We start from the raw sequence: 25,241 nt of genomic DNA on the forward strand, positions 1-25,241 counted from the left end.
AAATATAATTCTTTCAATTTTGGTAAATTGCGCAAAAATAACTTTAATGAAGATAGGAATTAATGGTTTTGGCAGGATAGGAAGGACTTTGATGAGGGTTTTAATCCAAAGAAATTTGGATAATTATGAAGTTGTTGCCATTAACGATTTAACAGATACCGCAACGCTTGCCCATTTATTAAAATACGATTCTGTTCATGGAAATTTTAAAGGAAAGATTAGTTTTGATGAAAACCATCTAATTATAAATGGAAAAAAGATACAGGTTTCTGCAGAAAAAAATCCAATCGATATTCCTTGGAAAAACCTAAAAGTTGATCTAGTTATAGAAGCTACGGGTAAGTTTTTAACAACCCAACTTGCTCAAAAACATATAGAAGCAGGCGCTAAAAAAGTTTTGCTATCAGCTCCTTCTCCGGATAAAAATATACCAACAGTAGTTTTAGGAGTAAATGATCATATGATTGATTGGAATAGTCCAATTCTTTCAAATGCATCTTGTACCACAAATAACGTTGCTGCAATGGTCAAGATTTTGGATGAAAACTGGCAAATTAAAGAAGGTTATATTACCACAGTTCATTCCATGACGGGCGATCAAAATTTACATGATGCACCACATAGAGATTTGCGACGGGCTAGAGCTGCCTCGTCTTCAATAATCCCAACATCTACAGGAGCAGCGAAAGCTATTACCAGTATTTTTCCTCATTTAGAGGGTCATTTAGGCGGTGCCGGGATTCGTGTTCCGGTTTTAAATGGATCATTAACGGATTTTACCTGTGTTTTAAAAAAACAAACAACAGTTGGAGAGATAAATAATGCTTTTAAGGCTGCCGCCGAGGTAGAAATGAAAAATATTTTGGAATACACAGAAGACCCAATTGTTTCCGTTGATATTATTGACAATCCACATTCTTGCATTTTTGATGCACAATTGACTTCTATTGTTGGCGGATTAGTAAAAGTAGTTGGCTGGTATGATAACGAATTTGGTTATGCTAGCCGTTTAGCCGATTTAATAGAAAAATTAGCTATTGATTTTAACAAGCATGATTAAATTTATAACAACAGAGCAGGTTTTACCCTTGCGAAATGAAATTTTGCGAGAAGGAAAGTTAAAGTTAGAAGAATGTATTTTCTTAAATGATGATACTGAAAGTACTTTTCATTTAGGATATTTTGAAGGCGATGAATTGGTTTGCGTAGCCTCTTTTCATAGTCAACGATATGAAAAATTTGATGGTGAAGCTTTTCAATTGAGAGGAATGGCAACAGCATCAAAATATCAAGGAAAAGGAATTGGAAACAAGTTGGTCAATTTTGCAATAGTTTATTTACGAGGGCAAAAAATCAATTATTTATGGTGTAACGCAAGGGAAAAAGCCGTTAAATTTTACCAAAGTTTAGGTTTTGAGTTAGTGAGCGATTTTTTTGAAATCCCAGGAATTGGGAAACACAAAGTGATGTATTTGAAGATATTTTAATCTGCTAACTAGGCTTAAGATTTTTTAAAACTTCGTAAGTCTCAAATGATTATATTACAATATTATTCCACCACCATGGTTCGTGTCCTCACGAACCATCAAATTACTCATTACTCAGAATAATTTTGCCAATATGCTCACTACTTTCCATTAATTCTTGGGCTTTTCCAGCTTCTTTCAATGGAAAAACTTGATGAATAATTGGTTTAAATTTTCCTTGTTCTACTAAAGGCCAAACATGTTTTTCTACTTCCTTGGCTAAAGCAGATTTAAAATCAAGATCTCTGCTGCGTAAAGTGCTGCCGGTAATCATAATTCGTTTTTGCATCATTTTCATGATATTTAGTTCTTTAGGATTTCCTTTCATGGCATTAATGAAAACCATCCTTCCATCAGGATTTAAGATATTGATATTTTTTTCTACATAATCGCCACCAATCATGTCTAAAATCACATCAACACCTTCATTTTTCAAAATATCCTCAAAGTTTTCATCCTTATAATTGATACAAATATCTGCTCCTAAATTTTTACAGGCTTCACATTTTTCGTCTGATCCTGCGGTTGCAAAAACTTTTGCACCAAGTGCTTTAGCAATCTGAATCGCTGTAATACCAATTCCACTGCTGCCACCATGAACCAAAAAGTTTTCCCCCGATTTTAAAGCTCCTCTTTGAAAAATATTATTCCACACTGTAAAAACTGTTTCTGGTAAAGAAGCCGCTTCTACAAAGCTTAGGTTTTTGGGAATTGGTAAACAGCTGCCGGCATCAACGGTTACAAATTGGGCATAGCCACCACCGCTTAATAAAGCAACAACTTTATCTCCTTTTTTCCATCTTTTAACGTCTTCGCCACAAGCTTCAATAATTCCAGAAACCTCTAAACCTAGGATATCTTGCGGAGCATCTTTTGGTGCAGGATATTTCCCTTTACGTTGTGCTACATCGGAGCGGTTTAAACCAGCCGCTTTTATGCTGATTAAAACCTCATTTTTATTTGGAATAGGAGTTGGTTTTTCTTCGAAGTTTAAAACTTCTGACCCGCCGGGTTTGGTGATGATGATTGCTTTCATTATAGATATAGTTGTTTACAACGTAAATAAGCCGCAAAATGATGCCAACAGTTTCACAAAGGTTTTGAGTAAATCTTTTTATGCCTTTATAATTCAAATCTCAAAGACCCTTAGATTCAACTTCATTATCAATGCTTTATCCATATTACAAAATTATTTTAGTTAAATTTGATTAACCAAAAAGTTTATCATGAAAAAAAAGTTGCCTTTCATCAGTTGTATCTTGATTTTTTTATTAATTGGTTTAAATAAAAAATCAAATGCTCAGAATAATAACGAAACAAAAGACAGTACAGCTATACATTCCAGAATCAATTTATATAATGCTCTAAATAAAAAGAAATTAGTGATGCAGAAGCATGGTGATGGTTTTATAATAGATACATTAAAATCTAATTTCGATTTCAATAAAAATCACGACGTTTTCTCTGATTTTAGTAATAAAAATTTAAATCTTGATTTCAAAAATATAGATAGCAACAATTCTATAAGACCAATCATCTTATCAGAGAATTACAATAATCTAATTGATTGGAAAATGGTTCATATAGAGAAGCCATTAGAAATTTCTATGATGCCGGTTTATATTTACGAAAACTCTAAATTTTTTCAGCAAAAAAAATCTAATGATCTGAAATATCAACTTATTGTTGAAGATGTAAGATAAATGAATAGATAAAGGGCTTTACTCTAACATCAAATGTAAAGAAGTTTACAGTTGCGTTAGGGATAAAAACGGCATCCTTTTTTGCTATCGCCATAAAGCAAATGGCAAAAAAAGATATAGTGGATAGCCCGACCCCACTTTTTTTGGCGGGGAAACGCCCAAATCATATTACTTATAAGGGTAGTAAATAAAATTTGCGCCTTCTGGCACTATCGCAAATACGCACATAAAATCGTCGGCAGGTTTAAAGCTTTGGATAAACATTTCTCTTTTGCTGTGTTGGATGATACTTTTTTCTACAAACTCTTCAAGCGTAGAAGCTTGGATACTCCAATTAGTGCCTAGTTCTTTACTATCTAAAATCATTTCGCCCAAAGCCACTTCATGTTGATGGGCGACAAAAATTGGATAGGCAGAAAGTCCTTCTACCATAATGTCCACGGCAACTTCACGCAAAGTATCCTTATAAAATTCTAAGTCTTTTTTTAAACTAATTAGCGGACTTTCCTTTGGTGCTTCACCTTCGTTTTGTCCTAATAATTCTTCTGGATTCATTTCTTTATTTTTAAAAGTACCACGTTTTCAACGTGTTGCGTATGGGGAAACATATCGACAGGTTTTATGCGCACTAAATCATACTTTTCTTTTAAACGGATTAAATCACGGGCTTGGGTGGCGGCGTTGCAACTTACGTAAACAATTTTTTCTGCTTTTAACTCCATCAAACGCTCCACCACATCAGGGTGCATCCCAGCTCTTGGCGGATCTGTAATTACTACATCTGGTTTGCCATTTTGGTTGATGAAATCATTGTTTAAAATGTCTTTCATATCACCAGCGTAAAAAACTGTATTATCAATTCCGTTGATCTGCGAATTGATTTTTGCATCTTCAATAGCATCCGGAACATATTCCACACCGATAACTTTCCTGGCTTTTTTCGCTACAAAATTAGCGATAGTGCCTGTTCCGGTATATAAATCGTAAACTAATTCGTTACCTGTTAAATCGGCAAAATCACGAGTGATTTTATAGAGTTCGTAAGCTTGAAGCGAGTTGGTTTGGTAAAAAGATTTTGGCCCGATACGGAATTTTAAACCTTCCATTTCTTCGTAAATAAACTCGCGTCCGCTAAAAAGTAATACTTCCTGGTCAAAAAAAGTATCGTTCTTTTTTTGATTGATAATGTATAAAAGCGATGTGATTTGTGGGAATTGATTTTTTACAAACTCCATCATCAAATTTACCTGACCTTCTTCTGGATAAGCAAAAATCACGATAACCATCAATTCGCCGGTAGAAGAAGTACGAATTACCAAGTTTCTTAAAGCGCCTTCATGGGCTCTTAAATCGTAAAATGAAATATCCTTTTCTTTGGCAAAAGCCGAGATTTTATTTCTTAAATCGTTAGAAGGATCAGCCTGTAAATAGCAATGGTTAATCTCTAAAATTTTATCAAAACGGAGTGGTACATGAAAACCTAAAGCATTCATTTCTTTTTCGTCTGTTATCTCGCCGTCTAAATCAGTTAACCAGCGTTTGTTAGAAAAAGTATATTCAAGTTTATTTCGGTAATAACGATCTTGGGCAGAAGGTAAAATTTCTTCTGCATGAGAGGTTTCTAAACCTGCTAATCGCTGTAAAGCATCTAAAACTGATTTCTGTTTATATTTTAATTGCGTTGGATAATTCATGTGTTGCCATTTGCAACCACCACATACACCAAAATGCTCGCAAAAAGCATCAACTCTATCAGGAGAAGGCGTAATTAATTGAGCAATTTTGGCTTGTGCGAAACTCTTTTTCTTTTTATAAACTGCAGCGTCTACAACATCGCCGGGAATAGCTTTCTCTATAAATACTACCAAATCATCGGCTCTGGCCACACCTTTTCCTTCTTCTGCTATATCAAATACGCTTAATGCTGATAAAATTTTTTGCTCTCTCAAAACTGGATTTTTATTGAGCGGCAAATTTAGTAAAAAGGATTTAAGGTTTTAAGAGGAAGGTTTTGTAGAATTAGATTATTGGTGAAAGATTAATTAAGTTATTTGAAATTGAGCATATTTATCTACTCATCCTAATCTAAGAAAGTAATGTTAAATTTTATTGATGTTTTTTAAATGAAAAAACTGAATATAAATCCCCAAAATCCTTGTGGTTTTTCAAATAAATCAAATTGCTCATCAATCATTAAAGAGAAATCTTGTAGTTCTTTTCTCATGATATATATGTTTTTGATAAATTTAAGCATTTTTTATACCAAAAACCAAATTGGTATATTGAAGTTTATCGTAATATGACTTTTCGCTTTTAGCATTTCGCTTTAAGCCTTTATAAATTTCTTATTTTTGCAGCATGAGCGAGAAAACCATGTTTAAGCTACAATTGCCTACTGACCCTACCTGGGTTAAAAATGTAGTTGAAAGTAACATTGAAGAAATTTTGACAGATCATGCTTATTGTGAACAAAAAGCGGCTACAAATGCAATTACTTTAATCATTCAAAATCCTAATATTTCTGAGTTGGTGCAAGAAATGGCCGAACTTGCAAAAGAAGAGATGGATCACTTTAAACGAGTACATGATTTGATTTTAAAGCGAGGTTTTACTTTGGGTTTAGAGCGGAAGGATAATTATGTTAACGAGTTGATCAAGTTTTTAAAACGTGGTGGGGGAGAAGCAAAAAGAACGGAAAGTATGGTTGATCGTTTGCTGTTAGCAGCTATGATTGAAGCAAGAAGTTGTGAGCGTTTTAAAGTGCTTTCAGAATATGTAGAAGATCAGGAGCTTTCAGAATTTTATCATGAATTGATGATTTCTGAAGCCACACATTATACCATGTTTATTGGTTTGGCCCGTAAATACGGTGAGGGAATTGATGTTGAAAAACGTTGGCAAGAATGGTTGGATTATGAAGGCAAAGTGATTAAAAGTTATGGAAAGGCAGAAACCATCCATGGATAATTCTCCAAAAAAAGATCTTTCTAAGTATAAGAATAGTTTTTTCTTCTTTGATGCCGATGATGAAGATTTAATTGTGCCAATGCGCAATCCTAAATTTGGTTATACCTTAAACTTTGCCAAACCTTTAGCATATATATTTCTACTGATTGTATTACTAGTTTTAATTCTGATTACAAGATTGCTTGCATAAAATTTAAATTGTATAATAAAATTTATTAATGCAAATTTGGGTTGAAACCCAATGAAAATCAATTATACAGCAAACGCTAGAAAATACGCCTTTCAACATCCGCTAATTAGCGCAATACTAATTCAAACTACTTTTTGGATTATTGCTTTTTTGTTTCTGAGCCTCATTCTTCATTATGCGGCAAACGGGTTTGGAAAAATCTATCAGGTTGCTATTCCAAGCTCCATAAAACCAATTATTGTAATCTCGTTTGCAATGGGCTTGCTTTACGGAGCTTCATTAGGTTTTTTAGATTTCTTTTTTTACCGAAAATTGTTCAAGGGAAAATCTACAGGAGCATTAATTTTAGTAAAGAGCATTTTCTATTTTTTAGTAATGATAATGATGTTCTTTTTTGTTAAAGAAATAATATGGGAGCGTTTTTTATACCATTTATATTTTTTAAATACATCGTTTAATTTACCCGAAGAAGCTTGGGACGATTATTTTAAACTGACCATGATCTATGTGTTTTTTATGAGCATCATGATTAGTTTCTTAATACAGGTAAACACAAAATTTGGTCCTGGTGTTTTAATTCCGCTTTTAATGGGCAGATATGCCAATCCAAAAGAAGAAGAAAGGATTTTTATTTTTCTCGATTTAAAATCTTCCACAACACATGCAGAAAAACTGGGACACGTAAAATACAGCAAATTGATAAGGGATTGTTTCTTACACATCAACTATATTTCCGTTAAATACGGAGCAGAAATATATCAATATGTTGGCGATGAAGTAGTTTTGAGTTGGCCAACTAATCATTTAAAAAACCCTTTAATCACTATAGATTTCTATTTTGCCTGTTACAATTATTTTGTTGAAAAAAAGCCAAAATATTTAAAAAAACATGGCGTTTTGCCTCAATTTAAAGCGGGGATGCATATTGGTAAAGTTACCGCAGTAGAAGTTGGAGACGTAAAAAGAGAAATTGCTTTTCATGGAGATACACTAAATGTTACGGCTAGAATTCAAGCAAAATGTAATGAATTAGACGCCGATTTAATAATTTCTGAAGATTTAAAAAGTATTTTAGAAAACACTAAATCTTACGAGTTTATTTCTCAAGGATTAGTTCCTTTAAAAGGTAGAAAGCAGGAGGTTGGTATTTATAAAGTATTGCAAGAGACTTCATAAAAACCACTTCCTTAATTCAGAAAATCGTTATAAATGTTTATTGCTCTTCGTAATGATAAGTTAAACCCCCATCAATAAAATAAGTACTTCCTGTAATATAACTCGCATCATCACTTGCTAAAAACGCAACTAATCCAGCAACCTCATCAGAAGTACCCATTCTTTTCATTGGAATGTTTTCTAATAAACCCTTCATTTTTTCTTTATCAGCCATCATTTTTTGATTGATTGGCGTAGAAATAGCTCCGGGAGCAACATTATTAATTCTAATATTTAACGGAGCTAACTCTGTCGCTAAATTTCTCATTAGCATTTTCAAAGCACCTTTACTGGCACAATAGGCAGAAAAATGAGGGAAAATAATTTCTTCATGAACTGAGCTCATATTGATAATAATGCCTGGTTTATTTTCTTTTTGACAATATTTCACAAAAGTTTGAGTCCCGAAAAATACACCCTTTAAATTGGTATGCATCACTAAATCATAATCCTCTTCTGTAACATCCCAAAAATCTGCACTTCTTTCTACACCGGCATTATTTACCAAAATATCCAACCCTCCAAAAGCATCAATTGCTTGTTGTAAAATAGCCAAAGAATCCATTCCCTTGCTTAAATCGCCCTGCACAAATTTCACTTTATTACCGTAAGCCTCAATTTTTTTGATGAGTTGCTTCTCATCATCCTCAAAATGCCTCCCATTTAAAATGATATTTGCACCTTCTTTCGCAAAACGCTCTGCGCAAGCTTGTCCAATACCAGATGTGCTGCCAGTAATTAATATATTTTTATTCTTAAACCTTTCCATAGTTTTTTAATATTGGTTTAGCAATAACATTACCAAATGGAAATTAGCAAACGAATATTTATTTAAAAATGGGAATGTAATTTGGGCGTTCGAGCGGGCTTTACGTTCATACGACACAAGGCCTTATTCACAGACCGGTATCCTCTTCAATCCCTAACGCACCTATATTATGGGAAGTAAAAGAATTAAAATCTAAAATAGAAACTGTCAATTCTACGTTAATTATTAAAATTCTGCGAGAGACACTTAAATTCCTTTCAAAAAACCAATTAACTTTTCCATAGCCAAACCACGATGGCTAATCCTGTTCTTGTCTTCCAAACTCATTTCCGCAAAAGTGATATCATAACCATCAGGTTCAAAAATTGGATCGTAGCCAAAGCCATCATTGCCAGATGGAGTTTCTCTTATTTTTCCGTTGACAATTCCCTCAAATAAAATTTCTTTGTCATCAATTATTAAAGAAACCACCGTTCTAAATCTAGCTGCTCTATCAGTTATATCTCTCATTTTAAGCAAAACTAAATCCATGTTGTGTTTAAAATCTCTTGATCCAGAGTATCTTGCAGAAAAAACACCAGGTTCATTATTTAAAGCTTTTATTTCTAAACCAGTATCATCAGCAAAGCAATTTAAATTGTAATTTTTATTGATGTATTGACTTTTTATACTGGCGTTTTCTTGTAAGGTTAAACCAGTTTCTGCAATATCTTCATTGCAATTAATTTCAGCTAGACTTACTATTTTAAAAATATTTCCAACTTTGGCTTGGACTTCTTCTAATTTATGAGCATTGTTAGTGGCAAAAACCAATTTGTTTTCCATTCTTAAAATGTTTTTAATTCGTTCCAAAAGGTGGTTTTCTTTTTAACATCCTCATCTAATTTATATAAATCCCAAGTACCTAAAATAGCAATATCTTTAAACATAAATTTTTTATTGGGTACACTTCCATCAACCTTTAATATTTTCGGGTTTATCCCAAAAGTTATCAACTTGCTAAAACCAAAAAACGATTTCAAATCATTAAAATCTAAAGAAGGATATTTGGCTAGATTAATAATGGCAACATCGTTAATTTCTAATTTCTTAGCTCCTAAAATTTTTGTCAAAAAAGTTAAGTCCTTCTTATTTAAAAAATCAAAATTTGGTTCATTCACAATAATGAGAACGTATTTGTTATTGTCTCCAAGGTATTTATAATCTAGTTTTACTACTTCATCTTTTATTAACGTATTAGATAAAATAGGCGCTATAGTTTCTTCTGATTTGGGATTATATTTTTCAGATGGTTCTTTAACAACCAGTATTTCTTCTTTTAAATTTTCTATTAGCTGAGTTTCATTATCAGCATCATCAATAACTGTTAAACGATCATGATCTAATAAATAAACGTCTTCATTTATTAGTAAGCTTAGAGCAATCAAATTATTTGTTTGCAAATTATCCATATTACAAAGTTGTTTATTTTTTGTTAAAAAAAGTTAAAGCATTCATATTTACGCTAAAAAGGCTTTACTTTCGTTGGATTGATGATGCGCATAATTAGGATATCTATTGCCGTTTTTGTTTGCTCTTTCACGGTAATTTCTTGTAATTATTTTTCTAAGCCTCAGGATAAACCTATTGCTAAAGCATTTGATAATTATCTTTATTCAAAAGATTTAGATGGTGTAGTCCCTCAAAATACACATGGAAGTGATAGTGTTTCTATTGTTTGGGGGTTTATAGATCAATGGTTACATGAACAAGCCATCCAACATCAAGCAGAAGAAAATGTTAAGCCAAATGATAAAACTATCCAAGATCAATTAGACGTTTATAAAAGATCATTAATCAGATTTCAATATGAGCAAGAACTGATCAGACAAAAGTTAGATACAATAGTTAATGAAAAAGAAATCGCATCATTTTATGAAATTAATAAGGAAAACTTTCAGCTTAAAAAGCCAATTTTAAAAGTTTCTTACATTAAATTATCTCAAAAGGCCCCAAAAATTGCAATGGTTAAAAAGCTTTTTACATCTAAAGATTTAAGGGATTTTGACTTATTAGAAAAATATTGTTTTAAATATTCTACTAATTTTTCTTTGATGGATACCACCTGGCACTATACTGAGGAATTGGCTCAGATTTTACCTATATCTAAAATTGGAGAAAATAATTATGAAAATTTAAACCGTATTTTTGAGATTTCTGAGAATAATACATTATATCTCCTAATTTTGCGAGATTCAAAGTTTAAAGACAGTTTATCGCCTTTGGCTTTTGAAAAGCAAAACATTAAAAATTTAATCATTAATCAAAGAAAATTGACTTTGATTAATCAAATGGAAAAGAGCATTTTTAACGAAGCTCAAAAAAATAACGAATTAGAAATATATCATAAATGAAAAGAGTTTCGATTTTAATGTTGCTGTCCTTTTTTGGTTTGACGACTATTTATGCACAAGATAAAGTTGTGGAAAAAGTAGTGGCGGTTGTGGGAGATAATATCATTCTAAAGTCTGAAGTAGACCAGCAATATGCCCAATATCTACAACAAGGTAATAAGGAAGATGAGAATACAAAATGCTTGTTTTTGCAAAATATGCTGAGTCAAAAATTATTAACTCAGCAAGCGGTTTTAGATTCTATTACCGTTACGGAAGATGATATAGATAATGAAGTGAATAGAAGAATGAGGGTGATGGTATCCAGGGCTGGGGGACAAGAAAAGTTAGAGGAATTTTTAGGGAGATCTGTAATACAATATAAGGACGAAATAAGAGCAGATATTCAAGAAATACTGGTTGCACAAAAAATGCAAGCAAAAATTACCGAAAAAGTTGAAGTAACACCTTTAGAAGTTCAAAGATATTTTGATAAGTTCCCTAAAGATTCTTTACCACAATTTAATACTGAGGTAGAAGTAGGGGAGATTATTACCTATCCAGAATTAAATAAAAAAGAAAAGGAGTTTTATAAAGATAAAGCAGAGGCTTTAAGATTAAGGATTAAAGGAGGAGAAAGCTTTTCGACTTTAGCAAGATTATATTCTCAAGATCCCGGATCTGCAAAAGAAGGTGGAGATTTAGGTTTTTTTGATAGACAGACCATGGCTAAAGAATTTACTTCTTGGGCTTTTAAATTGAAACCTGGAGAAATATCTCCCGTTTTTGAAACTGAATTTGGTTTTCACTTTTTAGAAGTAACTGAAAGAAGGGGCGAACAAGTTAGGGCAAGGCATATTTTAATTATTCCGGAAAATACAACAGCCGCTTTAGATAGAATTAAAATAAAGATCGACTCAGTTTACGAAAAGGTTAAGGCTAGTAAAATGGATTTTTCTGCTGCAGCTTCTCTTTATTCTGATGATAAAGAAAGTAAATATAATGGAGGAATGATGCTGAATGGGCAAAACGTAAATTCCCGTACTACATTTATTCCTACTGATCAGTTAGATCCAAAAGTATTCTTAACTATTGATACCATGAAAGTTGGAGCATATTCAACTCCAGCTTTATTTACAGACGCAAGGGGAAAAACTGGGTACAGGTTTTTATATCTAAAATCTAAAATACCCCCACACACAGCAAATTTAGATCAGGATTTACCAAAAATTAAAGATGCAGCTTATGAGGATAAGATAAATGCAACTGTAAGCCAATGGTTTGATAAAAGAAGACAATCTACTTATGTAAAACTAGATAAAGAATATTATAGCTGCGAGATTTTGAAAGATTGGATTACCGAGCCAGATACCGCAAGCAAATAGAAATTTTATGGATTATAAATCTGAAGTAGAAGCCATTGATGCGTTAAGCGCCTCTTACCATACCATTAGAAAAGAAATTTCTAAAATAATTGTAGGGCAAGATGATGTTGTAAAATCTGTCTTAATTTCTATTTTCAGTAACGGGCATTGTCTTTTGGTTGGTGTGCCTGGTTTGGCTAAAACATTATTGGTACAAACTGTTGCCAATGTATTAGATCTTTCATTCAACCGAATTCAATTTACACCAGATTTAATGCCATCTGATATTATTGGTAGCGAAATATTAGGGGATGATAGAAATTTTAAATTTATTAAAGGTCCGGTTTTTTCAAACATCATTTTAGCGGATGAAATAAACCGGACGCCGCCTAAAACACAAGCAGCTTTATTGGAAGCAATGCAAGAGAAATGTGTTACTGCGGCTGGAGTTACACATGCTTTACCAAATCCTTTTTTTGTTTTAGCTACACAAAATCCTATAGAACAAGAAGGAACATATCCACTTCCAGAAGCTCAGTTAGATCGTTTCATGTTTAACGTGTTTTTAGATTATCCTTCTTTTGAAGAAGAGGTAAATATTGTAAAGAATACTACAGGAAATAAAGTAGCAGACTTAAAAAGGATTTTGACAGCTCAGCAAATTGCTTACTTTCAGCAATTGATAAGAAAAATGCCAGTAGCTGACCAAGTTTTAGAATATGCAGTTAAAATGGTGGCTAAAACAAGGCCAAATTCCCATTACTCTACAGAAGCGGTAAACAAATATTTATCATGGGGGGCAGGGCCAAGGGCTTCTCAATATTTGGTAATAGGTGCCAAATGCCATGCTGCAATAAGTGGAAAATATTCTCCAGATATTGAAGATGTACAGGCAGTTGCTAAACCAGTTTTAAGACATAGGATTGTTAGAAATTATAAGGCAGAAGCCGAAGGTATTAATACAGAAAAAATTATATCAGATTTATTCTGATACAATTTCTACATCTGCCATAAATTTTGTTTTTTCAGGATCTGCATACATTCCATAAGCATCAACTAAAACTCCTTTAGAACCATCTGCGCAATAAATTGCATACAAAATTGTGTTATCATCAGGATTACTCATTCCTTCAAAGCGATGCACTTCTACAATTTTTAACTCATTAGATGAGAATTCTTTATCATCACTATTGCTATAAATATTATTCTCTTTAAAATCAAATTCGTAAGTATAGCCACGTTTTTTCAAATCATTCATCGCTTCAGAAAGCGTATCGTAATTTCTGTCTTGAGGATTAAGTTTCATGATATGTTTTTTATTTAGGTATTAAAACAAATTTCGTACCTCAAATTTATTCCTCAAACACATACATATCTAAAATAATATTCCATTTACTTTCAATATCTTTTTGCCAAATGCGAATATAATTGTACTTATTAATGCCAATGCTAGCTTTTCCGTTTGTATAAGCCAAATCTCCACTAAACGCTCTATCTACAAAGTTAGGGAAACAAATAAGTGGCTTACCCATACCATAAATAAAATTTAAAACATTTGATTTTCCAGTTACGGGTATCTGACCTGGAAAATAAAGCCTAACGTTTGGTGAGTAAAAATCACTTAAGTTTTTATTTCCTGATTTATCCAAAGCTTTGCTTAATAATAAATCAGTACTAAAAACTATATCTTCCCTCATCTTAATCTTTTTTGGCCCAATAAGTTTTGAATATTTATAATCTGTTGGATCTAAGAACTGGGTTTTCGGATTTGATAAAGGCTTTTTATGTTCGATATCAGCATCCAATACGAGCTCCCACTTTTTTTGATTTTTTGATTTCCAAATTGATAAATAATGTCCGTAAGAAGGCTCTTCCTTATTTAATGTATATAAGCCTGATGTGAATCCAAGATCTCCATCTTTAGAAATCATAGCAAATTCTGGCTCCCATGATAAATTTTTTATCTCAGAAGGGTTATTATGATAGTATTCTTTAATGTTTATCGCATTTGGTCTAAAAACAACGCCTTTATCAGAAGTATACTTTAAAAAAGCCTTAGATAAACCTTCTTCAGAAAGAAATTCGTTTAAATTTTTTTCCGTTTTTATTAACGATGATACAGTGCCATCATTTTTTTGTGCTATTGAATTGCAATAAATAAATATAAAGAGTGTAGAGCAGAGTATTTTTTTCATTATTTTTACGTTACTCAAAATTAAAATAACTTATGAAAAAGTTTAGCATTACTTTGTTGTTTATTTCTTTTATAGCATTAAACCTCAAAGCTCAGTATGTAAAAGATATAAATGGTAAGCCGGTAATGTCTAAAGATTTTACAAATTTTACTGGTACTCCTTATTTGTATGATAATTGGACTAATGGATCTATAACTACAGAGGATGGAAAGATTTATACTAACCGAGCTTTAAAATATGATCTTTTTGAAGATGTTTTGTACTTTAAATCTGCTAAAGGTGAATCAATGACTTTTTTAGAATCATTAAGATCTTTTGAACTAGATAATTCTGAACTAGATAACAAAGAAGTATATAAGAACGGTTTTCCTCCAATAGATAATCTTACCACTTTAAGCTATTATAAATTAATTTATGATGGGACTATTGCTAGTTTATTAATGAAAAACAAAAAGTACATTTCAGAATCGAAGCCTTATAACTCTTCTACTACTGAGAAAAAATTTGTTGATATTATTACATATTATATTTTTAGAAATGGTAAAATGGAAAAGTTTAAACCCTCTAAAAAAGAGATTCTTACACTTTTCAGTGATAAAAGCGAACAAATAAACGAATTTATCAAATCTTCAAATATAGACTACAAAAATGATGAGGACCTAGCTAAAGTTTTTGATTTTTATTATACTTCAAAATAGAATTTAAAGCCATAAAGTTGATTTAATTTTATGGCTTTAAATAATTTGTAAATAGCTCTCTCTCTATCATTTTTGCTCCCAATGTTTCTAAATGGTCGGATTGTATTTGGCAATCAATTAACTTGATGTTTGCATTTTCGCAAAGCCCTATTAACGCAAGTTTAGAAGTGTTACTCTTTTTAGAAAACATAGATTCGCCACAAAAAACTTGATTAATTAAAACGCCATAAAGTCCGCCTATTAAATCTTTACCTTCCCAAACTTCAATAGAATGAGCAAAACCCAAATCATTTAATTTGATATAAGCTTGCTGCATTTCTTTCGTTATCCATGTTCCATCCTGATTTATTCTTTTAAAATCGGCGCAAGCCATAATAACTTCTTTAAAAGCTTTATTATGAGTAATATTAAACTTTTTAGCATTTATAAGCTGGCGCATACTTTTGCTAATTTTTATTTCTGATGGAAACAGCACAAAACGTTCTTTTGGGCTGTACCACAGAATAGGAGAATCTTCATTAAACCAAGGGAATATTCCATTTTGATAAGCTAAGATTAACCTTTCTGGACTAAGATCGCCATCAATGGCTAATAGACCATCCTCATCAGCTAAGTTAGGGTCTGGGAAAACAAGATCTTTGGTCAACCTAAAAATCATTATAAATTTTTAAAATTAAATTAAACCTTTAAGATTTGATGCCGTCTTAAAACTGTAAGCGATTACAAAAATAAATTGGTTTAATGGATTTTAGTTTTGGTTTAAAAAGGCTTCCTCATTTGGGAGTCTTTTTTATTTTAAAGCTTTTTTATAAGTTTCCAAACACCTTTCTCTTGCAAGTTTATGGTCTACAATAGGTTTAGGGTAACTAAATGGATCGGCATATTCTGGCACCCACTTTTTAATATATTTATAATCTTTATCAAACTTTTTAACTTGTTCGTAAGGATTGAAAATTCTAAAATAGGGAGCTGCATCAACTCCTGAGCCCGCGGCCCATTGCCAGCCACCAACATTGCTAGACAATTCATAATCTAATAATTTTCTAGCAAAATAACGCTCGCCCCAACGCCAATCAATTAATAAATGCTTTGTTAAAAAACTGGCAACAACCATTCTTATCCTGTTATGCATAAAACCAGATTCATTTAATTGCCTCATGCCAGCATCTACTATTGGATACCCAGTTTTTCCTTCACACCAAGCTTTAAATTCTTCCTCGTTATTTCTCCAATTAATTTGATCGTATTCTTTTCTGAAAGAAGCGGTTGCAGAATATGGAAAATGGAATAAGATAGAGAAATAGAAATCTCTCCAAATTAATTCACTTAACCAAACATCACTATTTTTTTCTTGTGCAACTTTAACTAAATCACGGATACTAACGGTTCCAAATCTTAAGTGAACACTTATCCTTGATGTTGCATCTTTTGCAGGAAAATCTCTATCAACACCATAATCATTTAATACATCCTTAAATTCTTGATCTGGAAAATGCTGATTGCTTTTTTCAAAACCCATTAATTCTAAACTTGGTATATCAAAAGGTTTTATATCAATAAAATTCTTAAAATATTTTTTTGTAGGATAGGGTTTAATATAAAAACTGCTAAGTTTAGCCAACCATTTTCTTTTGTATGGAGTAAAAACTACATAAGGATTGCCATCATCTTTTACAATTTCAGATTTTTCAAAAATGACTTGGTCTTTATAAGTGAAAAAATTAATGCCCTTTTTAGAAAAGTTAGCGCTTAAATTATTATCGCGTTCTACAGCATAAGGCTCATAATCATGATTGGTATATACAGCTTTAACATTATATTCAGACATTATGGTTGCCCAAACATGATCAGGTTTGCCGTATTTTATAAGTAGGGAAGAATTTAGTTTTTCAATTTGAGTTTTAAGTTTTTCAATTTCTTTATTGATAAAAGTAATGCGGGCATCATCTTTATCTTCTAACTTATCTAATATTTCTTTATCGAAAATAAAAATCGGTAATACTTTAAGACCACTTTTTAAAGCATGATATAAGCCAGCATTATCAGTTAAACGAAGGTCTCTTCTAAACCAAAAAATAGCAATCTCCTCTTTAAGCATAAATATCTTTTAATGCTGATTTTATTTCTGGAAACTTGAATCTAAAACCAGTTTCTTCAATTTTTTTTGTATCCATTTTAGTGCTTCCCAATACAACAGCGCTCATTTCTCCCAACGCTAATTTGAGTGCAAAAGCAGGTACATTAGGTAACCAAAGTGGTTTTTTTAATTGCTGAGCAATGCTTTTTGTTAATGATGCATTTGTTATTGGGTATGGAGAACTCATATTGTATGCTCCATTTAAATTTTCGTTTTCAATTCCTGACAAATACATTTCTGCAACATCATCTAAATGAATCCAGGAAATCCACTGATTACCATTTCCAAGTGAAGCACCAAAACCTAATTTTATTGGTGCAGCAATTTTTTCAAGTGCTCCACTATCTTTATCTAAAATAACTCCAGTTCTAAATTTCACAATACGTAAATCAGAGGTTTTTCCTTCATCAACTGCATTTTCCCATAAAATGCAGCAATTTCCTAGAAAATCATTTGAAGGTAAATCTGTTTCTGTCAATAAATCGTTTCCTCTATCACTATAATAACCTGCTGCTGAAGCTGAAATTATTTCTTTTACTTGATTTTTCTTATTCTTCATCAAGTCACAAATTAATTTGATACTTTCTGTTCGACTTTTAATTAATATTTCTTTTCTTTCTTTTGTCCACCTTTTATCGGCAATTCCTGCACCGGCTAAATGAACAATTGTATCTACCCCATCCAAACAATTTGAATCAATTTTTTTCTTTTGAAGGTCCCATTTATAGGTTTTAACTTTAGCATTAAATTTTTCCGAACGGCTAATATGAACAACCTCATGTCCTTTATTGATTAACAAATCTGTTAATGCTTGTCCAACAGTTCCACTTGCACCAGTTATTAAAACTTTCTTTTTCATTATTTAAATTTAACCGTATGAATAAATTTTAGTTTGGCAATTTTTTTATTTTTCTAAAATTATATTGGTAATAAAATCACATTTAGATAAATGAGCAATCTGATAGATGTGATAAAAATTTTAGTCAATTTCCAAGCCATTAGTATTTTGTATAAAATTTAAAATTTTGTTATTAACTTAAATGAAAATTACGAGCCATATAAGATTATTTATTTCTAATAAAACAATAATTTAAACCAATTATAACCAACTGATTATTAGGTATTTAATTTTAGTCAAATCTTTTGTTCCTGTAACTTTAATTGCTGTTCCGCGTAAAAATACACAACACTCTTTACACCTGTATGGTCTTATTATTTAATTAGGGATATTTATGAAATGTGTTTTCACATACATTTTCATTTTCTTAGGAATTTTAGCATGTAATGCACAGCAAAAGGCTATGTATACGCAATACATGTTTAATACCTTAGCTATAAATCCTGCTTACTCTTGCCTTGATGAATCTTTAACAATTACTGCATTAAGCAGGCATCAATGGGTGGGATTTAAAGGTGCGCCTAATACACAAACGATTTCTGTCCATACACCAATCGGCGAAAGCAACACTTTTATTGGAGCCATTTTAGTTAATGATCAGATTGGGGAAGTGATAAGAGAAACAGGAGGAGATTTAAGTGTTTCGCAAAGAGTACCCATTGGAATCGATTCTTATTTAGCAGTAGGAGTTAATGTTGGTTCTAGTAGTTTTGGGGCGCAATATTCTAGTAATTATAAATTTAGTCCAGCTTCATCCTCTGACCCGGTTTTTGAAGATCAAAATAGCATGAGGATTAATTTGGGTTTTGGAGCGATGCTTTTTTCTGATAAATATTATATTGGCATATCTTCGCCACATTTTTTTTATAAGGATATCACCTCATTAACTACGGCTGCGGCAAACACCGCTTACCGTCCGCATTATCTTTTGCAAGCTGGCTATCTTTTACAAATGAGCGAAGGGATTAAGTTTAAACCTAATTTTTTGGTTAAATATGTAAATGGATCGCCTATACAATTTGATTTGAATGCTAGTTTTTTACTGAACGAGAAATTTTGGCTTGGTGCTTCTTATCGTAGTTTAGATTCTTTTGATGCAGTTGCTTCTATGTTTATCACTCCAGATTTACAGCTTGGTTATTCTTACGATTTTACAAATACTGCCTTATCAAAAGTACAAAAAGGATCACATGAGATTTCTTTACAGTTTAGGTTGCCTGTAAGAGGAAGAGACCATACCGCATGTTATTTTTAGTTTATAAGATTTCACAGATTATGGAGATTCCACAGATTTGCATTATTGGCTACACAGATTTTTTTTGTGATTTATATGTTAAGACTATTATAGGTTTTGCATTAGGGATTGAAGCGGCATCCTTTTTTTTCTTTGCTTTTTAGCAAATTGAAAAAAAAGATATAGTGAAAAGCCCGACCCGCTCTTTTTTGCGGGGAATGCCCATATATTTTATTTCTTTTTACTGCTAGCTCCCTTATCAATTTTTGTAAAACGATAGCTTAAGGACACCAAGAAATTTCTTGTTTGTTGTACCGAATAGCTTTCTTGATAAAAGTTTGGACCTTCTGTAATGCTAGTAATATTTTTTTGAGTAAACGGATCTACTGCGGTTAGCCTTAAACCTATTTTATTTTTAAGAAGATTTTGTTTAAAGCCAAATTGAGTTTCTATTGATCCGTTAGAGGTGCCTTGAGCTGCTGTATTTCTAAAATAATTTAAATTAGCCTCGAATGCTGCTGATTTTTTTAGGGAAAAATTGATGCCGACATTAGATCTGATGCTATAACCATCTCTATTAAATCTTGTATTTAATGCGGAACTGTAGCCTATTTTACTGATAGAAAAACCAGCATTAAATGTTTGCTTTTTATTTGCGTTATAATTTCCAAACATATTAAAGGTTAATGCCGAACTATTTGCTAAATTTTGATAGGTAGTTATAGAAGTGGCGTCTGAGCTTACAGTCTTGATTCTCTCGATAATTTTATTTGATAATGAGTAACTAAACCTTGGGGAGATTGACCATTTATCGGTAAACATGCTTAAATTTAAGCTGTATTGATCAGTGAATGAAGGGATTAAGTTTGGATTTCCGTATTTTAAATTTTGGGGGTCAGAATTATCAATGATTGGGTTTAAAGCATTTTCACGTGGGCGAGCAACCCTTCTGCCATAACTAAGCCCTATGCTGTATTTACTTGCAAAAGAACGATTAATTGACGCACTTGGGAAAAGACTCAAATAGGGATCTATATTGAGATTTGATGCACTTTCTTGTTTAAAAGAGACTTGTGTTACTTCTGCCCTGTTCCCAAACCTAAAACTCCAACTTTTAACTTTAAAACGATAAGATAAATAAGTTGCATATATGTTTTGATTAAACTTAAACTTATTGGTTAATGAAGGATTAAAGATATAATCGTTTAAAGTATAATCGAATGTTGTTGCCGCCTGATTTTGGTCGGAAAAATTGAAAGACCCTTTTACGCCTACTTCTATTTTGCTATTTAAAAAATTAAAACCCTTGTCGTAATCTGCATTAATTTCAATATTGTCTCCAAAATCCTGGTTATCATTATTCTGTAAACTTGGGTTTGTAGTAGTCGGCGAGCCATCAGGATTTAATAAATAACGAGCATATTCTCTATTACTATTAGATGAATTTTTTTGATAGTTTAAACCAATTGAATATTGAGATTTATCTTTTTTTGAAAGCGAATAATCTATGTCTGCAACTAAATTTAGGTTATTGCCATCTGTAAAATTGTTTTGACGACGTAAGTTTTGACCTATCTGATTATCATTTAATAACAGGTTATTTGATAATGATAAATTATCTCCATTATTAAATCCTCCTCTTAAAGAAAACTTTAAATTTTGAGCCGAATCTATTTGATAGGAAGCGCCAAATCGAGAATCGAAACCATTAGATATTCTGTTACTATTATTATCCTGATTGTTGTAAGTAGTATCGGTAAAAATATTTGTCTTGTTTGAATTTCCATCACTAAATCTTACGCCATGATTAAAGCCTGCATTAGCAGAGAAAGAAAATTTTGGATTCTTTTTTGACAGAAATACACCTCCATTATAATTTCCCATTGTGCCGCCTCTAGAACTTAGGTTACCGGTTAAGCCCAATTTTTTCCCTTTCTTCATCACAATATTAATGATGCCATCGCCATCGGCATCAAATTTTGAAGAAGGATCTGTAATTACTTCTATACTTTCTAAAGCATCTGATGGTAAAATGCTTAATAAATCACCAATGCTGTTTGCGTTATAGTCTGAAGGCTTTCCATCGATAAATATTCTTGTGTTTCTTTTACCTGCAATGGTTGGCTTTCCATCTATATCTACCGTAACCAACGGAACATTTTTTAGAATATCAGTGGCAACGCTACCTTCAGAAAAAATGCTTTGGTCTACATTGTAAACAATCTTATCATCCTGCATTTCTATAATTGGCTTTTTATATTCTATCACCACCTCATTTAGCATTTTGCTATCTGTGTCTAATGCAACATCGCCTAAATTAATTGTATATCTTGTGTCTTCTAATAAAATTTTAGAGATGGTTTTAGTTTGGTAACCAACAAAAGAAAATTTGATAGTGTAAGTAGATAAACTTAAGTTTTTAATAGAAAAATTTCCATTTACATCCGTCTGAAACGGTTTTGCGGTTGTACTATCGGCACCGCCATAAAGAAAAATATTAACAAAAGGTATGGATTCTTTATTAGATAAATCAACAACTTTCCCGCTTAAACTTCCAGGATTAATTTGTGCAATAGTTGTTTTTACACTGCATATCAGTATTACAAAAACAACATGTTTTAGGTAGGTAATGGGTTTGATCAAAGCAAACAATATTAATAAAAAAGTCTTAAAGAATGCTTTAAGACTTAAAAAAACATAATAGGTTTAAAACCCCATATCATCTTCTGGTTGGGTAGTTTTTTTAGGTTGCTTTTTACTATCAAAATTGCTTTGCCCAAAACGGTAACTAAATGTTAAACTATATATTCTACCCTGTCTTCTTCTTTCCCAATCTTGTAAAAAAACACCATTATCAGTTGTAAAACCATATTTTCTACCATTAAGAATATCTCTTATGTTGGCAGAAATACTTGCTTTATTTTTTAAAACATCTAATTTTAAACCAGCATCTACACTTAATATTTCCTTAAATGTACCTTGTGCCAAAATACGTGGAGCAGTATAAAAAGCACTGACTTGCGTTGATAAAGTTTTAGAAAAATTATAATTGGTAGTTAAATTACCGTTATAACTAAAACCAGAATTATCATTAATACCTAAATTTGCTTGTCCTTTAAAATAAGTTTGGAAAAAATTCAAATTTCCGGTAACGTTTAATTTTTTAGAAATATCTGCCCTGCTTATCAACTCTAAACCAACAGATTGATTCTTAGATAGATTGTAATATCTTGAAATAGTTCCACCTAATTCGTCCGGATTATTGTCTCTTAAGCTTTGTACTACATCATTAACTTGTCTGTAATATAAAGAAGAAGTAAATGTAACAGCAGGCCAAAATTTAGCATAGCTAAACTCAAAAGAATGGATGTCTTCTGGTCTAAGATTTGGATTACCAATCCTGATATTATAACGGTCAGATCTGTCTGGGAAAGGATTAGTTTGATAGCCTCTTGGTCTGTTTACCCTTCTTGAATAACTTAATTGAAGTTGATTATCTCCTTTAAATTTTTGAGTTAAGAAAATACTTGGGTAAACTCGTAAATAATCTAATTTACTTGGAGTAATTAAAGATTGCCCATTGGCATCTAAGCCAGTTATTTTAGTGTTTAAATAGGCTTGTTCAGTACGTAACCCAAACTGAAAACCAAAGTTTTTAGTGAGCTGATTTTGATAATTCGCATAAACAGCATGTACTACATCATCTAATTCAAAAAGGTTGCTTTGCGTGTTATCCTTATTGTAATTATTGGTATTGGTAATTAAGGTATCAGAATATTGATTCTCATCATCATATCTTAAAGTGGTTCTATAACCAGCTTCTAATTTGCTTTCATTTTTTAACGGAAGCGTGTAATCTAATTGAAGATTATAACTATTTGTTCCATTGGTAACATCATTTCGTCTATTTGATGATATTCTATTTTGAGAGATAGCGCCATTGCTGCTAAAAAAGTCTTGCACAATTCTGGCATTTTCATCTTCACTGCTATTTCCGTAAGAAAAATTACCTGTAATTTCCTCTTTTGGTTTTTTAAATTTATGAGAGAAATCTAAGTTAAGGTCATAACCATTTTCTATTTGCTTTTCGGAATTTAATCCTGTACCATAATCCAATAAAGTATTATTGGCATTTAAAAACTGTTGGCTTAAATCATCTCGGTCTAAATCATTACCAAAAGAAAAATTACCTGATAATGCAACTGAGGTTTTTTCTGAAAAATATCGCTCTGCACCCACTTTAAAGGTGTTGTTTTGTCCGCTTCTGTTTGATAATTGACTAGCGTAAGAAAAAGGTGCAACATTAGTTTGTGGATTAAGAAATGTGGTATTCGTAATTCCAGAACCAGGCCTATCTCCAGTTCTATAGCTATAATTACCAGAAAGATTCCATTTTTGGTCTCTATAATTTAAGCTTCCATTTCCATTAAAATTATCAAACCTGCCTGCTGTGATTGCAATACTTCCATTTAAACCTATTTTTTGGTTTTTCTTTAAAACGATATTGATAATACCGGATTGTCCTTCTGCATCATATTTTGAGGATGGATTAGTAATTAATTCTACTCTTTCTATTGAACTAGCTGGTAAAGATTGCAGTATAGCAGTAATATTTCCACCTCCAAAAGTTGATGGCTTACCATCTATTAAAACCCTAACATTACTGGTTCCTCTTAAGCTAATATTACCATCTAAATCTACCTGTACAGAAGGTACAGTTGCTAACAAATCTGTTGCAGAACCACCTTGACTAACAATACTTTGATCGGTATTAAAAACTTTTCTATCTATACCAAGCTCAATAATATTCTTTTTACCAGTAACTACAACTTCATTTAACAGCGCACCTTCTCCCTTTTCTAATTTGAGGTTTCCAAGATTAAAACTTGTTGGTTCTTTGGTAATGACAATACTTTTCGAAAGAGGTGCATATCCCACAAAACTTATTTTTAAGATATAGCCACCTTCATCAACTTTAGTAAAAGCAAAATTCCCATTTAAATCTGTCTGTCCGCCTTTTACAGGTTTACTTTCTAAATCCAATAAACTAACAGTAGCAAAACCAATTGCCGATCCATTTTTACCATCAACAACTTTTCCTTTAACCGTAATTTCTTGGGCAAAGGAACTAATATAAAATAATGACAGTAAAAAGGTTAGTAAAATATTCTTCATGATTAATTTAATTCTTATAATTTGGTTTGTTAACCGCAAATTTGGTACGCTGTTTTATATATTACAGCATAGTAACCACTTTATTACAGATAAACATGAATTATGACTCTCAATTAATCCAAAAAGGATTTGATTATAAACACTATAGAGAATTTATTGACTCTCAACTTTTAGAACATAAAACAACCGGAAATGAGGTTACCACTGAGCTGATCAATTATACCCGATTAAACGTTCAGCGTATGAAAAGACTGGATAAAACAGCTCAAATCAATACTGAAATAGTTGAAAGATTAAATCAGATAAAGCAACATTATACTTTTTTAATCATTACCGAAGGTTGGTGTGGAGACGCTTCACAAACAACGCCCGTCATCAATAAAATAGCAGAATTATCTGATGGTAAAATTTCTGTTAGGTTTATTTTAAGAGACCAAAATTTAGAAATTATGGAGGGTCATCTTACTAATGGCAGCAGGTCAATCCCGATTGTGATAATTTTAAATCAGGAATTAAAAGAGGTTAATTCCTGGGGATCACGCCCAAAAGATTTAAAAGTTTTAGTTGCAGAATGGTTAAAAGATGTGCAGATGACTAAAGACGATAGAATAGAAAAAGTGCATGCCTGGTACGCGAAAGACAAAACACAATCCACACAAAAAGATTTTTTAGAGATTTTGAGTGGGTTGGAGTGATAAAATAACGGTTTAGGTATTGGCGTAGTGGCGGATTATTAGCAATAAAATTCAATCGAAGAACAAAACTTGAACTTTGCAAAAATGTTCAATCGAAGTACGT

25 protein-coding genes are annotated in these 25,241 nt (G+C 31.9%); 12 read left to right on the forward strand and 13 right to left on the reverse strand.

What is annotated here, in order from left to right:
• The first annotated feature begins 46 nt into the window (after window positions 1-46).
• Both gap and A5893_RS15115 read left to right on the forward strand, forming a co-directional pair.
• Complete coding sequence (gene gap, locus A5893_RS15110) at window positions 47-1,060, forward strand: type I glyceraldehyde-3-phosphate dehydrogenase (protein WP_068823455.1); 1,014 nt, start codon at window positions 47-49, stop codon at window positions 1,058-1,060.
• Complete coding sequence (locus A5893_RS15115) at window positions 1,053-1,487, forward strand: GNAT family N-acetyltransferase (RefSeq protein ID WP_068823410.1); 435 nt, start codon at window positions 1,053-1,055, stop codon at window positions 1,485-1,487. The genes gap and A5893_RS15115 overlap by 8 nt, the downstream gene beginning before the upstream one ends.
• Window positions 1,488-1,590: 103 nt before the next feature.
• Here A5893_RS15115 and A5893_RS15120 read toward each other — a convergent pair whose 3' ends face one another.
• Window positions 1,591-2,562 carry an NAD(P)H-quinone oxidoreductase gene (locus A5893_RS15120; protein WP_068823411.1) on the reverse strand — a complete coding sequence of 324 codons (972 nt, stop codon included), beginning with the start codon at window positions 2,560-2,562 and terminating at the stop codon, window positions 1,591-1,593.
• 190 nt (window positions 2,563-2,752) lie between these two features.
• Between A5893_RS15120 and A5893_RS15130 the strand changes: the two genes are divergently transcribed.
• The gene (locus tag A5893_RS15130; RefSeq protein ID WP_068823413.1) at window positions 2,753-3,229 is read left to right on the forward strand and encodes a hypothetical protein; all 477 of its coding nucleotides are present in this window, start codon (window positions 2,753-2,755) and stop codon (window positions 3,227-3,229) included.
• A gap of 168 nt (window positions 3,230-3,397) precedes the next feature.
• Here A5893_RS15130 and A5893_RS15135 read toward each other — a convergent pair whose 3' ends face one another.
• Entirely contained in the window at window positions 3,398-3,784 is a 387-nt protein-coding gene (locus A5893_RS15135) for a hypothetical protein (RefSeq protein ID WP_068823414.1), read from the reverse strand.
• Entirely contained in the window at window positions 3,781-5,178 is a 1,398-nt protein-coding gene (gene rlmD, locus A5893_RS15140; RefSeq protein ID WP_198342340.1) for a 23S rRNA (uracil(1939)-C(5))-methyltransferase RlmD, read from the reverse strand. The genes A5893_RS15135 and rlmD overlap by 4 nt, the downstream gene beginning before the upstream one ends.
• 409 nt (window positions 5,179-5,587) lie before the next feature.
• On the opposite strand from rlmD, the gene miaE reads away from it, so the two are divergent.
• From miaE to A5893_RS15155, 3 genes are read left to right on the forward strand one after another with little or no spacing between them, the layout of a single operon-like run.
• Window positions 5,588-6,196 (forward strand): tRNA-(ms[2]io[6]A)-hydroxylase, encoded by a 609-nt coding sequence (gene miaE, locus A5893_RS15145; protein ID WP_198342341.1) that lies wholly within the window; start codon window positions 5,588-5,590, stop codon window positions 6,194-6,196.
• Entirely contained in the window at window positions 6,168-6,386 is a 219-nt protein-coding gene (locus A5893_RS15150; RefSeq protein ID WP_157687576.1) for a hypothetical protein, read from the forward strand. Before miaE ends, A5893_RS15150 begins: the two co-directional genes overlap by 29 nt.
• Before the next feature lie 51 nt (window positions 6,387-6,437).
• Window positions 6,438-7,562 (forward strand): adenylate/guanylate cyclase domain-containing protein, encoded by a 1,125-nt coding sequence (locus A5893_RS15155; protein ID WP_068823417.1) that lies wholly within the window; start codon window positions 6,438-6,440, stop codon window positions 7,560-7,562.
• Between the two features lie 37 nt (window positions 7,563-7,599).
• Here A5893_RS15155 and A5893_RS15160 read toward each other — a convergent pair whose 3' ends face one another.
• The 3 genes from A5893_RS15160 to A5893_RS15170 all read right to left on the reverse strand — a co-directional run bounded on the left by A5893_RS15160 (window position 7,600) and on the right by A5893_RS15170 (window position 9,821).
• Window positions 7,600-8,370: an SDR family NAD(P)-dependent oxidoreductase gene (locus A5893_RS15160; RefSeq protein WP_068823418.1), complete on the reverse strand. Its 771-nt coding sequence runs from the start codon at window positions 8,368-8,370 to the stop codon at window positions 7,600-7,602.
• Between the two features lie 246 nt (window positions 8,371-8,616).
• The gene (gene rdgB, locus A5893_RS15165) at window positions 8,617-9,195 is read right to left on the reverse strand and encodes an RdgB/HAM1 family non-canonical purine NTP pyrophosphatase (protein ID WP_068823419.1); all 579 of its coding nucleotides are present in this window, start codon (window positions 9,193-9,195) and stop codon (window positions 8,617-8,619) included.
• A 2-nt stretch (window positions 9,196-9,197) separates the two neighbouring features.
• The gene (locus A5893_RS15170; protein ID WP_068823420.1) at window positions 9,198-9,821 is read right to left on the reverse strand and encodes a hypothetical protein; all 624 of its coding nucleotides are present in this window, start codon (window positions 9,819-9,821) and stop codon (window positions 9,198-9,200) included.
• 81 nt (window positions 9,822-9,902) lie between these two features.
• Between A5893_RS15170 and A5893_RS15175 the strand changes: the two genes are divergently transcribed.
• The 3 genes from A5893_RS15175 to A5893_RS15185 are packed head-to-tail and all read left to right on the forward strand — an operon-like array spanning window position 9,903 to window position 13,097.
• Complete coding sequence (locus A5893_RS15175; RefSeq protein ID WP_068823421.1) at window positions 9,903-10,763, forward strand: hypothetical protein; 861 nt, start codon at window positions 9,903-9,905, stop codon at window positions 10,761-10,763.
• Window positions 10,760-12,127 (forward strand): peptidylprolyl isomerase, encoded by a 1,368-nt coding sequence (locus A5893_RS15180; protein WP_068823422.1) that lies wholly within the window; start codon window positions 10,760-10,762, stop codon window positions 12,125-12,127. The genes A5893_RS15175 and A5893_RS15180 overlap by 4 nt, the downstream gene beginning before the upstream one ends.
• Window positions 12,128-12,134: 7 nt before the next feature.
• Entirely contained in the window at window positions 12,135-13,097 is a 963-nt protein-coding gene (locus tag A5893_RS15185) for an AAA family ATPase (RefSeq protein WP_068823423.1), read from the forward strand.
• Here A5893_RS15185 and A5893_RS15190 read toward each other — a convergent pair.
• On the reverse strand, window positions 13,089-13,412 hold the full coding sequence (locus A5893_RS15190; RefSeq protein ID WP_068823424.1) for a phosphoribosylpyrophosphate synthetase: 324 nt from the start codon (window positions 13,410-13,412) through the stop codon (window positions 13,089-13,091). The genes A5893_RS15185 and A5893_RS15190 overlap by 9 nt on opposite strands.
• A 46-nt stretch (window positions 13,413-13,458) precedes the next feature.
• On the reverse strand, window positions 13,459-14,301 hold the full coding sequence (locus A5893_RS15195; RefSeq protein ID WP_068823425.1) for a Cif family virulence factor: 843 nt from the start codon (window positions 14,299-14,301) through the stop codon (window positions 13,459-13,461).
• A 32-nt stretch (window positions 14,302-14,333) separates the two neighbouring features.
• On the opposite strand from A5893_RS15195, the gene A5893_RS15200 reads away from it, so the two are divergent.
• Complete coding sequence (locus A5893_RS15200; RefSeq protein WP_068823426.1) at window positions 14,334-14,999, forward strand: hypothetical protein; 666 nt, start codon at window positions 14,334-14,336, stop codon at window positions 14,997-14,999.
• Between the two features lie 28 nt (window positions 15,000-15,027).
• Here the strand turns inward: A5893_RS15200 and aat are convergent, their stop codons facing one another.
• The 3 genes from aat to A5893_RS15215 form a co-directional block, all read right to left on the reverse strand.
• Window positions 15,028-15,657, reverse strand: a complete 630-nt coding sequence (aat, locus tag A5893_RS15205) for a leucyl/phenylalanyl-tRNA--protein transferase (RefSeq protein ID WP_068823427.1) — start codon at window positions 15,655-15,657, stop codon at window positions 15,028-15,030.
• Between the two features lie 132 nt (window positions 15,658-15,789).
• Window positions 15,790-17,097 (reverse strand): cryptochrome/photolyase family protein, encoded by a 1,308-nt coding sequence (locus tag A5893_RS15210; protein ID WP_068823428.1) that lies wholly within the window; start codon window positions 17,095-17,097, stop codon window positions 15,790-15,792.
• Entirely contained in the window at window positions 17,090-17,995 is a 906-nt protein-coding gene (locus A5893_RS15215; RefSeq protein ID WP_068823429.1) for a TIGR01777 family oxidoreductase, read from the reverse strand. Before A5893_RS15215 ends, A5893_RS15210 begins: the two co-directional genes overlap by 8 nt.
• A gap of 373 nt (window positions 17,996-18,368) precedes the next feature.
• On the opposite strand from A5893_RS15215, the gene A5893_RS15220 reads away from it, so the two are divergent.
• Window positions 18,369-19,289 (forward strand): PorP/SprF family type IX secretion system membrane protein, encoded by a 921-nt coding sequence (locus tag A5893_RS15220; protein WP_068823430.1) that lies wholly within the window; start codon window positions 18,369-18,371, stop codon window positions 19,287-19,289.
• A gap of 210 nt (window positions 19,290-19,499) precedes the next feature.
• On the opposite strand, the gene A5893_RS15225 is transcribed toward A5893_RS15220, so the two are convergent.
• Both A5893_RS15225 and A5893_RS15230 read right to left on the reverse strand, forming a co-directional pair.
• Window positions 19,500-21,911, reverse strand: a complete 2,412-nt coding sequence (locus A5893_RS15225) for an outer membrane beta-barrel protein (RefSeq protein WP_157687577.1) — start codon at window positions 21,909-21,911, stop codon at window positions 19,500-19,502.
• A gap of 63 nt (window positions 21,912-21,974) precedes the next feature.
• A complete protein-coding gene (locus A5893_RS15230) occupies window positions 21,975-24,443 on the reverse strand; it encodes a TonB-dependent receptor domain-containing protein (protein WP_068823432.1) in 2,469 nt (822 codons plus the stop codon).
• A gap of 95 nt (window positions 24,444-24,538) precedes the next feature.
• Between A5893_RS15230 and A5893_RS15235 the strand changes: the two genes are divergently transcribed.
• The gene (locus A5893_RS15235) at window positions 24,539-25,138 is read left to right on the forward strand and encodes a thioredoxin family protein (protein ID WP_068823433.1); all 600 of its coding nucleotides are present in this window, start codon (window positions 24,539-24,541) and stop codon (window positions 25,136-25,138) included.
• The last annotated feature ends 103 nt before the right edge of the window (window positions 25,139-25,241 follow it).

The sequence above is a fragment of the Pedobacter psychrophilus genome, from assembly GCF_001652725.1.
Lineage (GTDB): Bacteria > Bacteroidota > Bacteroidia > Sphingobacteriales > Sphingobacteriaceae > Pseudopedobacter > Pseudopedobacter psychrophilus.